Genomic DNA, 9,964 nt, shown 5'->3' on the forward strand with positions numbered 1-9,964 from the left:
AAAATTTCTTATTTAGAACAAGTAAGTAGCAAAACTTTTGCTTTGCCTACACGGATGTAGGTGCCTTGGCGATAGCAGGATGCGGTAGCGGGGTTATTGACAAGATGTTCTCGCCTCAAAATAGCAATCTTAATTAAGACAATTGATATAAAAAAACAGTGTACCAAGGTGCACTCATAGATTTAGATCTTTTTTCAAGGCGCAAAAAGGTGCGTCTTTGGTAAGGCAATATTATGCACAATTTCTCATTCACTCCTGCACAACAGCACTGTCTAGAAAACTATTTCTCAACGCGTAAGCTGTCAATTGATATCTCTTTTTTGCAAGGTTATTTATACGCAACCTGCATCGATCCTAACGGGATTGAAACACAGCAGTGGCTTAAAGTTTTAACGAATGCGGATCCTGCATTGGATGAAAGTGTGGTATTTGCATTAATGGCACTCCATCATGAGATTTCAGAACAGGTGTATGAAACAGGATTTACTCTACCATGGCATGCGGACACCCCATTGGCTGAAAAAATAAATTGGGCCGAAGGGTTTTTGATGGCTGCTACGCCATTTTATGAGCAACTGATGTCAAGTCCATTGGCTGATGACATAAAGCAGGCGCTCCAAGTAAGTACTGAGCAGCTCGGGTTGTTTGCGTTAGGTGAACACCAGCTCACCTTGTATTGTGAAAAGATAGGGCAATCGCTAGAGGAATTTCAAGTAACGCAAGCTCAACTTGCCGATGAATTTGCAGGGTCTTATGCCGAATTGGTTGAAGTGGCAGCAGTAAAAAGTGGACTATTTGAATAGTCCTCTACATAAGGTCAAGCTCAATGAGTGTGCAGCCAGTTTGACAGCGTGCTATGGCGCTACGTTGGGCGTGTTGATTTAGCGTAAGTGAGATTGGTAACTCGCAGTGAGGGCAAATAACCGTTCTACCTTGGCTCAGTTTTTTAATTAACGCTTTTTGATCATTGAAAGATTTTGCACGTTGTTTGTTGAGTTGACTAAAGTCCATTATAACCCCTCAGCTTCTTGGATTGCTTGGCTGGCTATTTCACAAATAGTAATGAGGTCTGAACCGTAAAAGTACAGGTTATAGTCATTCTCTTTACAGTATTTGAGGTGAAAAAGTCGCACTTTCTCATCACTTGCAAGCGCCTCGTTGATATAAGCTTTCTCATCTTCTGTCATTGTGATTGCTTTAGCGACGTTTGCCCTGGCAATTCTTGCAGCTGTACTTCGCTGGATTTTGCTAGATTCACTGAGTGTGTTTACACCTTGTCCCAAAAGCCTTTCTCTGGGCTCTTTGATTAAAGGATGATCTACAGTGAATAACGCAACGACTATAATGGCTAATACTAAAAATTTTTTCATAATCTAGTGCAGACTTGATCTAGCTAACAAAAATATTGCACCTAGTGTAATAAACTTGCCAGTCAAGCCGCAACTAATCTCTCATCATTTATGATGGGTTTTAGCTCAACTTACTATTAATCATAGAGTTTCAAGGCGTATAATGGCAGTTGCTAAACAATGTCATGGGGCACATCGCAATAGTTTAGCGTTTATTATGTAATGCCAATTTGCTTAATTAAGAAATGTATTCTAGGACGAGAGGGTCGTCTCGATAACCAAACAAAACTTGTTATTTAGCTGTTCTAAATAAGAAAGTTTTAACGCAGTTAGCATCTGATATACTCCCTTAATTGAGCTAGTATCAAGATAAAATGGTATAAGGTCACTGTAGCAAGTGCATCTCGTTCCAAAGCACTAAGGAGCTTCCATGGAGAACGATAGAATCAAGGTTAAAAACATACCGTCAGAAGTTAAAATTCAGCCACCGTCAAATGGCGCAGCAGGGAAGTCACTCAATAGCTCGACGCCGGATCGCTTCAATCCTCGAAATCGTATCTATGTACGCGCTGTATCGGGCTTACATCAGTTGTTGAGAAGGCGAATTGGTTTTATCGGCATGTTGGCGTTTATGGTATTACCTTGGCTAAACTTTAACGGCCATCAAGCTGTGTTGTTCGATATCTTTGAACAAAAGTTTAATATCTTTGGCATGACTTTATGGCCACAAGATCTGACAATTTTCGCCTTTATTCTAATGATTGCTGCCTTTGCGCTATTTCTGGTAACTACGTTTTACGGTCGAGTTTGGTGTGGCTACACTTGCCCACAAACAGTGTGGACTTTTATTTTTATCTGGTTTGAGGAAAAGTTTGAAGGCACTGCCAATCAACGCAAAAAGCTAGATCAAAGACCCATGGACTTTGATAAATTTTGGCGTAAAAGCGCTAAGCATGGCAGCTGGATTTTATTCTCGTTATACACCGCGATAACTTTTGTTGGCTACTTTACGCCAATACGTTCGTTGATCCCTGATCTGTTGGCTTTCTCAGCGGGATTCTATGCCGTGCTCAGTATCATCGTTTTTACAGTATGTACCTACGGCAATGCTGGTTGGATGAGGGAAATTATGTGCTTACATATTTGTCCATATGCACGTTTCCAATCAGCTATGTTCGATAAAGACACTTTTACCGTGAGTTATGATGCGACGCGCGGTGAAAGCCGAGGCCCTAGAAGTCGTAAGCAAGACCCCAAAGCACTCGGACTTGGCGACTGCATTGATTGTAATTTATGTGTTCAAGTGTGCCCGACAGGGATTGATATTCGTAATGGGTTGCAATATGAGTGTATAAACTGTGGTGCTTGTATCGATGCGTGTGATGGCGTGATGGATAAAATGAATTATCCTAAAGGACTAATCGCATACACGACAGAGCGCAATCTAGAAGTCTCTACTGAAAAAACCAAAGCAGTACGAGGCAAGCTAATTGGTTACTTAATGATTCTGCTCGTAATTACGGGAGCATTAGTGGCTAACATAGCGATGCGTATGCCGATGGATCTTGATATTATTCGCGATAGAAACCAGCTATACCGTGTTAATATCGAAGGGCTAATCGAGAATACTTATACCCTTAAGGTGATAAATAAAGCACAAGTTGAGCAGAAATTTTCGATTGAGATCTCTGGTCTAGATAATTATCAAGTGTTAGGTAAGCAGCAAGTTCATTTAGCGGCTGGCAGCACGATGGATGTGCCATTGTCTGTGGTTATTGACCCGTACGACTTGAAAAAGCCAGTGACTGAGTTTGAGTTTGTTCTCATCAATCAAGATAACCCTGATGAGAGGCTAGCCCAGCCGACTAACTTCTTTAAGGGAAGATAAATTACTAAGGTAAAGAGCGAGGTAAGCCCTCGCTTTTTTAATAAATATGATGAATGATTTTAGTTTTAACGCACTGACACCTGATTTGATCCTCGACGCGATAGAGGCGCTAGAAGTGTACCCGACAACCGGATTGCTGCCATTAAACAGCTATGAAAATCGTGTTTATCAATTCGGTGCCGATGACGGCAAACGTTACGTTGTGAAGTTCTATCGTCCAGCACGATGGACAGATCCCCAAATACTTGAAGAGCACGAGTTTGCATTGCTTGCTAAAGATGCAGAAGTCCCTGTTGTCGCACCCTTGGCTATCCAAGGTAAAACGCTACACTGCTACCAAGGTTACCGATATACGCTTTTTCCCAGTGTTGGTGGGCGGCAGTTTGAACTAGATAACCTTGAGCATTTAGAAATATTAGGCCGTTATCTTGGACGTTTACATTGCTTATCTGCACAGCAGGCTTTTGAGCACAGGCCAATGTTAGATACACAGCGTTTCCTGTTTGATGCAAAAACATCACTTTTAAAAAGTGACTTAGTGCCTAGTCATTTGCATACTCCATTTGTTACTATTCTCGAGCAAGTTATTAACAAAGCGGCGCAGAAGTATAAGGTTCCAAAGACAATCAGGCTTCATGGTGATTGTCACGCGGGTAACCTACTGTGGTCCGCAGATCAGTTAATGTTAGTTGACCTCGATGATTGTCAGCAAGGTCCCGCGATACAAGATCTGTGGATGATGCTAAATGGCGATCGAAATGAAAAACTTGTACAACTAGATACCCTACTAATGGGATATGAAGAATTTATGCCTTTCGATGCTAACGAGTTAGCACTGATTGAGCCTTTACGCGCTATGCGAATGATCAACTATATGGCATGGTTGGCACAGCGTTGGCAAGATCCTGCATTCGAAAGGAACTTTTCTTGGTTCGCGACAGACAAATACTGGGAGCAACAGATCCTTGCACTAAAAGAGCAACTGGCAGCCCTTGATGAACCAAGTTTGAGCCTATTTCCTTGAAATTAGAGAGAGTAACATGCTAAAAAAATTAAAAGTTGCACTGATTGCGCTATTTTTGCCCGTTGTCGCAATGGCGTCAGACTTTGTTGATGGCAAACACTATTCGACATTGACAACAGCACAAAGTAAAGATCAAAAAGTGACAGAGTTCTTTTCCTTTTACTGCCCTCACTGTTTTCGCTTTGAACCGATTGCAAAGGCGATAGAGAAGAATTTACCTGATGGTGCGTACTTTGAGAAAAGCCATGTGAACTTTTTAGGTGGTATTCCTAAAGACACGCAAACGAACTTAAGTTATGCGTATATTATTGCTAAGCAAGCTGGTAAATCAGATCTTATCGCTGAGAAAATTTTTCACACGATCCATGTTGAACAAAACAGACTACTCGATATTAAAGACCTTAAAACACTCATGGAATTAAATGGGATCTCTGCCACACAGTTTGATCAAGCAGTGACAAGTATGCCTGTAATAAGTGCTGAAAATAACATGCTGACAGCACAAGAGAAGTTTTCAAAAGCTGGAGCGTTGACAGGCGTCCCAACTTTTATTGTTAATGACAAGTACAAAATCGAGATGAAAGGTATTGAAAGCCAAGAACAACTCGATAAATTGATTGCATATTTATTAAAGAAATAAGGACTGGAGAAAGCGAGTATGTTTAAGGTATTAAAAGGCTTAGCTGTTGCATTGATGCTACCACTCATGGCGCAAGCAGCACCATATGAAGAAGGTGTTCACTACGAGGTCATTGCTGAGCGTGGTACTAAAAAGCCAGAGCTTACGGAGTACTTCTCATTCTATTGCCCAGCTTGTAATGTAATGGAAAATTTGATTGTTGACGTTAAGCCAAAGCTAGACGAAGGGGTGAAGTTTAAAAAGAGCCATATTGACTTTGTTGGCCCTAGAGAGCCAGAAATCCAACAGGTTTTGGCACAAGCACTAGCGACAGCGGAAGTATTACCGCAAAAAGACAAAATCGTTGCAGCGATGTTCAACCATATTCATGGTAAACGTGCCAAAATTAACGAACTTGCAGACGTAAAAGATATTTTTGTGGCTCAAGGAGTTGATGGAGAGAAATTTGATAAGCTGTATGCCAGTTTCGCTGTTCGTACTAAAACATCGAAAATGCAGCGAATGCAGAAAACCCTTTCAGGTAAAGGTGCGCTAACTGGTGTGCCAACGTTTATTGTCAATGGCAAGTATAAATTGTTGTTACGTGAATCTGGTACTACCAAGCCTGAACAAATTGCAGCGCTGGTGAACTATTTAGCCAAGAAATAGTCGATAATTTGTATTAGACTAGCCTCGCCATAATTGCGGGGCTTTTTTATGTTTAAAATTTTAGTTTCAAGTTGTCTATTGGGTTATCCGGTGCGCTACGACGCATCATCGCAAAGTTTACAAGATAATACTTTGCAATATTGGCGGCAAAAAAACTGGGTGTTACCTTTGTGCCCCGAAGTATCAGGTGGGTTACCAACACCTCGCCCACCTGCAGAGTTAATAAAGGGTAGAGTGCTGAGTGAAGATGGTGATGATTTTACTGCATCGTTTGAGCTTGGTGCTAGAAAAGCGCTTGCGGCATGCCTTCAACACGATATAAAGTTTGCGTTATTAAAAGAGTCCAGTCCGTCATGCGGCAGCAATCTGATTTACGATGGTAGTCATACCGGTAAAAAAGTAGTGGGGCAGGGTCTGACGGCGTCTTTATTACAGCAATCCGGTATTCAAGTATTTAGCGAAACTCAGCTGCCAGCGCTTATCACAGCAATGGCAGCCAGTCGTTAAACGTTATAAATCACTTTCTTACTAAGTAAACGCCAGATTCAATATGATGGGTGTAAGGGAATTGATCGAAAATTGCCATACGTGCGATTTTATGTGTTTCACATAATAAGGCTAAATCACGTTCTAACGTATCTGGATTACATGAGATATAAATAATGTTGTCGTAGTTGCTGACTAAGCGACAGGTTAGCTCATCCATACCCGCTCGCGGCGGATCGACCAAAATGGTTTGGCAATCATAGGACTGTAAATCGATACCTTCTAATCGTGAAAACTTCTGCCCTTTCATGGCTTGCGTAAACTCTTCACTCGACATGCGGATAATATCAAGGTTGTCGACTTTGTTTGCTGCGATATTAAACTGTGCAGACTTTACCGATGATTTAGAAATTTCCGTAGCCAGCACTTTGTCGAATGAACCAGCTAATGCGATAGAAAAGTTACCGTTACCACAGTAAAGCTCAAGTAAATCATTGCTAAGCGGCTCGCTGATAGACTGCGCCCACGCTAGCATTTTTTGATTCACTTGGGCATTTGGCTGCGTAAAGCTGTTTTCAACTTGCTGATAAATATATTCTTTACCATTAACCGCGAGCTTTTCTGTGACATAATCATGACCAAATACGACCTTTTGTTTTCTAGCACGTCCTATAAAGTCCACTTTGTAAGTCTGTTGCAACTCAGATCGCAACTCCAGCATAGCAGTGTGCCACGCTTCATCAAGTTGCTTGTGATATAAAAGACTAATCAGTACTTCACCACTTAGGGTAGTAAGGTAATCAATTTGGAATAATTTTCGGCGTAAGACCTCATTGCCTTTAAGTTTGTCTATCATGACTTGCATCATTTCATTGACAAGCTCGGCACCCGGGTCAAAGCTATCAACACGAAGCTTTTCTTTACTTTGTTGATCAAACATGATGTGAAACAAGTCGTCGCCATCATGCCAGACTCTAAATTCGCAGCGTTGGCGGTAATGGCGAGTTGCAGAGTCATACACTTCTAATTCTGGCGCATTAAACTGTGCAAATTGTGCTGTGATACGCTCAGCTTTTTCAGCCAATTGTTGCTCGTATGCTGAATCATCAATCTTTATTACTGCCATACTAAAACCATCTATGTTGAATTAAGAGGCGCTATTTTAGGGAGCGTCGTTAATTTGTCCAGTCTAGCATAGTGACTAAAATCGTTTTGGCGTTTTTTTAGTCATTTTACTTTAGCTTTGCACAAATATGCCGATAATCTAACTAATATATTGGAGGGCATACCATGAAAATCGGGCATTTAAATCAATTGCTCAATCCAGCGATGCAGCACAAGCCTGGACAGAGCAAAGGGATAGGACCACATATCCAAATAAATTCAGATAGTTATGCGGGGGATAAATCTAAACTCGCAGCCAAAATTCTTGATGACAAACTCGCAGAAGCGCTTGGCATTGAGAAACCCACGCAAGATAAAAAAGACAAACCATTGTTTGACTTTGAAGCTATAGTGAAAAACGTACTTGATTTCGTTCAAGGTGCAGTGAAAAAAGCGAAAGTAGACGGTAAAAATGACGACGAATTAAAATCTATGCTGGATGGGGCACGCAAAGGTGTGCTGCAAGGTATTGATGAAGCCAGTGAAGAGCTAAAAGGGATGGGGGCGTTTAATTCTGATATTGAAGAAGGGATTGAAAAGTCTCGAGAGGGTATATTTAAAGGGCTTGATGACTTCGAAAAAGAACTATTTGAAGAAAAGTCTCCAAAGGCAATGGCTATCAGTGCGGCGCAATTTGCAAGCTTATCGAATCAGGCCGAATATGCGTTCACTACAGCGGAAGGTGATGAGGTTGTTATTTCATTTTCTGACGCATATTCACAAGGGTCTGCTGCGAGCGTGGCCCAAAAAGGCAACAACTTTGGTGCTGCATATGGCTCCCAGTCATCTCAAGAGGTGAACTTTTCGATTAAAGTAAATGGAGAGCTGAACGAAGAAGAGCAGCAAGCAATCAACGATATGATGGAAGATATTCGCAATGTCAGCGATGCGTTCTTTGGCGGTGAGTATGATGAAGCGTTCGATATGGCAAAGTCACTTAGTTTAAACTCTGATCAAATCACCAACTTCACAATGGACTTAAAGCAAACGAAAACATCTGCCGCGATTGCACAGTATCAACAAGGCAATCCGATGAAAGAACTAGAGAAGGCGTTTGTACCTCTGAATAAGCAACTAGCAGACATTCAAGAGCAAGCAAAAGCGCTCAATGCTAACAACGAATTGCCAAATATACTTGCATGGATGAATGAAGGGCAATCCAGGTTAAATGAATTCTTGGATTATGCGAGCAGCTTTTTCAACCGCTTAAATGAATCAAATAAGGGCTCATCAGCAGAGCAACAACAAACAAGCTGATCGAGTTTATTTTCATTGTGACTCATGGCAAACTTCATTCCTTAAATATTTAGGGGATGAAGTGTGTCACATATTCTAGTTTTTGACTCCGGTATTGGTGGAACAAGTGTTCTGTCACACTTGCGCTATCGTTTTCAAAATTCCACTTTTAGCTATGTTATGGATAACGCATTTCTTCCTTATGGTCTGCAACCTCAGGAATTAATTAAATTACGCATTAAGGGACTCATTGTTTGGCAAGAGCAATACTTAAGTAATGTTGATATGATTGTTATTGCCTGTAATACCGCCTCAACTTATGCGTTAGAAGAGGCGCGAAAACATACTCAAATCCCTATTATAGGTGTAGTTCCTGCTATTAAGCCTGCTGCGTATAGCTCTCAGACTAAGCACATCGCTTTGTTAGCAACACCTGCGACATCCAATAATACTTACACACAAAAACTCATTCATGACTTTGCAGGTGGATGTAAAGTCGAGATTTTGCATTCTACAGAGCTAGTTAGAATAGCTGAACATTTTTATTGGCACAGCACGCTTGATCAAGCGGCGCTGTGTGAGGAACTCAAGCAGCTACATATTCCGTATTCCGTTGACCGTTTAGTGTTAGGCTGTACGCACTTTCCGTTAATTGCCGATAACATCAAAGAATGCCTACCTGATCATATTGAGTTGGTTGATTCGGGAAAGGCCATAGCTAACAGAGCTGTTTCTTTGCTTGGAAAGCAGGAAATAAATATAGAAAAGGCGCCGCTAAAAGAAGTTAAGTTCTATGCAACGGCGCCTGTTTTGGATAGCAAAGAAGAAGTAGCGTTAATCTCCTTCAGTTAAAGCAAGTCAAGCTGGTGAGTGATTTACTTCACCCTCAGGCTTTTGCTTCGCCTCTCTCACTTTTAGTGTACGCTGTTGAAACTCACTTTCATTGAGTTGGCTGATGGCCTTGTCCGCATCCCCTTTAGCCATCTCTACAAAACCAAAGCCACGCCGCTTGCCAGTATTCTTGTCCTTTAATAGACGAACAGAAAATACTTTACCTTGTTCTTCGAAAAGCTCACGAACAACGTGCTCATTGGCTCTATATGGTAAGTTACCTACATATAATGTAGTGGTTGCTAAGTTTGATTGTTTTTCTTGTTGTGTATCACTTTTTGAAAGCTGGGCTACGATACTGCCGACAATAATACCTACGGCCAACATCAATGCAGCGTCGAGTTGAGCAGAGCTTAATGCAAGATCGACAATGAAAAAGCTCGTAACTGCAATAACCAAAGTGATCAAAATGACTTTATGATCAAAAGACTTCATATACATATACCAATTAAAAGAAGGTTAAACATTAATTTAACAAATAAGCTAGCTATCTTAACGAGTTAATTAAACTTCGCAATAATTAATATAGTTCTAATAGTAAGATTTGTCTTATTTTGGGTGTTATCTGTACATAATAGCTGTTTTTGTTCAATAGTTGTTCGAACGAATAAAAAGATCAAAAAAAGGGTTGCACTTAA

At 40.9% G+C, this 9,964-nt stretch carries 12 protein-coding genes; 8 read left to right on the plus strand and 4 right to left on the minus strand.

What is annotated here, in order from left to right; translation table 11 throughout:
• Positions 1-233: 233 nt before the first annotated feature.
• Positions 234-803 (plus strand): UPF0149 family protein, encoded by a 570-nt coding sequence (locus D9603_RS17255; protein ID WP_128732252.1) that lies wholly within the window; start codon positions 234-236, stop codon positions 801-803.
• Between the two features lie 4 nt (positions 804-807).
• Here D9603_RS17255 and D9603_RS17260 read toward each other — a convergent pair whose 3' ends face one another.
• Both D9603_RS17260 and D9603_RS17265 read right to left on the minus strand, forming a co-directional pair.
• Positions 808-1,011: a hypothetical protein gene (locus D9603_RS17260; protein ID WP_125253705.1), complete on the minus strand. Its 204-nt coding sequence runs from the start codon at positions 1,009-1,011 to the stop codon at positions 808-810.
• Positions 1,011-1,370, minus strand: coding sequence for a hypothetical protein (locus D9603_RS17265; RefSeq protein WP_125253704.1), 360 nt, complete (start codon positions 1,368-1,370; stop codon positions 1,011-1,013). Before D9603_RS17265 ends, D9603_RS17260 begins: the two co-directional genes overlap by 1 nt.
• A 409-nt stretch (positions 1,371-1,779) precedes the next feature.
• Here D9603_RS17265 and ccoG point away from each other — a divergent pair, with 409 nt between their 5' ends.
• The 5 genes from ccoG to D9603_RS17290 are packed head-to-tail and all read left to right on the plus strand — an operon-like array spanning position 1,780 to position 6,056.
• The gene (ccoG, locus tag D9603_RS17270) at positions 1,780-3,237 is read left to right on the plus strand and encodes a cytochrome c oxidase accessory protein CcoG (protein ID WP_128732253.1); all 1,458 of its coding nucleotides are present in this window, start codon (positions 1,780-1,782) and stop codon (positions 3,235-3,237) included.
• Between the two features lie 49 nt (positions 3,238-3,286).
• Entirely contained in the window at positions 3,287-4,261 is a 975-nt protein-coding gene (locus tag D9603_RS17275; RefSeq protein ID WP_128732258.1) for a serine/threonine protein kinase, read from the plus strand.
• A gap of 16 nt (positions 4,262-4,277) precedes the next feature.
• A complete protein-coding gene (locus tag D9603_RS17280; protein ID WP_125253702.1) occupies positions 4,278-4,901 on the plus strand; it encodes a thiol:disulfide interchange protein DsbA/DsbL in 624 nt (207 codons plus the stop codon).
• 18 nt (positions 4,902-4,919) lie between these two features.
• Entirely contained in the window at positions 4,920-5,549 is a 630-nt protein-coding gene (locus tag D9603_RS17285; RefSeq protein ID WP_125253701.1) for a thiol:disulfide interchange protein DsbA/DsbL, read from the plus strand.
• Positions 5,550-5,597: 48 nt separating this feature from the next.
• Complete coding sequence (locus tag D9603_RS17290; RefSeq protein WP_128732254.1) at positions 5,598-6,056, plus strand: DUF523 domain-containing protein; 459 nt, start codon at positions 5,598-5,600, stop codon at positions 6,054-6,056.
• 10 nt (positions 6,057-6,066) lie between these two features.
• Here D9603_RS17290 and trmA read toward each other — a convergent pair whose 3' ends face one another.
• Positions 6,067-7,161, minus strand: a complete 1,095-nt coding sequence (gene trmA, locus D9603_RS17295; RefSeq protein ID WP_128732255.1) for a tRNA (uridine(54)-C5)-methyltransferase TrmA — start codon at positions 7,159-7,161, stop codon at positions 6,067-6,069.
• A gap of 164 nt (positions 7,162-7,325) precedes the next feature.
• Here trmA and D9603_RS17300 point away from each other — a divergent pair, with 164 nt between their 5' ends.
• Positions 7,326-8,456, plus strand: coding sequence for a DUF5610 domain-containing protein (locus D9603_RS17300; protein WP_125253698.1), 1,131 nt, complete (start codon positions 7,326-7,328; stop codon positions 8,454-8,456).
• Positions 8,457-8,519: 63 nt separating this feature from the next.
• Entirely contained in the window at positions 8,520-9,287 is a 768-nt protein-coding gene (gene murI / locus D9603_RS17305) for a glutamate racemase (RefSeq protein WP_128732256.1), read from the plus strand.
• Between the two features lie 6 nt (positions 9,288-9,293).
• Here the strand turns inward: murI and D9603_RS17310 are convergent, their stop codons facing one another.
• Positions 9,294-9,761 carry an RNA-binding protein gene (locus D9603_RS17310; protein WP_128732257.1) on the minus strand — a complete coding sequence of 156 codons (468 nt, stop codon included), beginning with the start codon at positions 9,759-9,761 and terminating at the stop codon, positions 9,294-9,296.
• Between the last annotated feature and the right edge of the window lie 203 nt (positions 9,762-9,964).

This window comes from Pseudoalteromonas sp. PS5 (assembly GCF_004103255.1).
In the GTDB taxonomy this organism is placed as follows: domain Bacteria; phylum Pseudomonadota; class Gammaproteobacteria; order Enterobacterales; family Alteromonadaceae; genus Pseudoalteromonas; species Pseudoalteromonas peptidolytica.

Coding starts and splice junctions, on each gene's coding strand:
- D9603_RS17255 (WP_128732252.1), top strand. CDS start 234: ATGCACAATTTCTCATTCACTCCTGCACAACAGCACTGTCTAGAAAAC.
- D9603_RS17260 (WP_125253705.1), bottom strand. CDS start 1,011: ATGGACTTTAGTCAACTCAACAAACAACGTGCAAAATCTTTCAATGAT.
- D9603_RS17265 (WP_125253704.1), bottom strand. CDS start 1,370: ATGAAAAAATTTTTAGTATTAGCCATTATAGTCGTTGCGTTATTCACT.
- ccoG (WP_128732253.1), top strand. CDS start 1,780: ATGGAGAACGATAGAATCAAGGTTAAAAACATACCGTCAGAAGTTAAA.
- D9603_RS17275 (WP_128732258.1), top strand. CDS start 3,287: ATGAATGATTTTAGTTTTAACGCACTGACACCTGATTTGATCCTCGAC.
- D9603_RS17280 (WP_125253702.1), top strand. CDS start 4,278: ATGCTAAAAAAATTAAAAGTTGCACTGATTGCGCTATTTTTGCCCGTT.
- D9603_RS17285 (WP_125253701.1), top strand. CDS start 4,920: ATGTTTAAGGTATTAAAAGGCTTAGCTGTTGCATTGATGCTACCACTC.
- D9603_RS17290 (WP_128732254.1), top strand. CDS start 5,598: ATGTTTAAAATTTTAGTTTCAAGTTGTCTATTGGGTTATCCGGTGCGC.
- trmA (WP_128732255.1), bottom strand. CDS start 7,161: ATGGCAGTAATAAAGATTGATGATTCAGCATACGAGCAACAATTGGCT.
- D9603_RS17300 (WP_125253698.1), top strand. CDS start 7,326: ATGAAAATCGGGCATTTAAATCAATTGCTCAATCCAGCGATGCAGCAC.
- D9603_RS17310 (WP_128732257.1), bottom strand. CDS start 9,761: ATGAAGTCTTTTGATCATAAAGTCATTTTGATCACTTTGGTTATTGCA.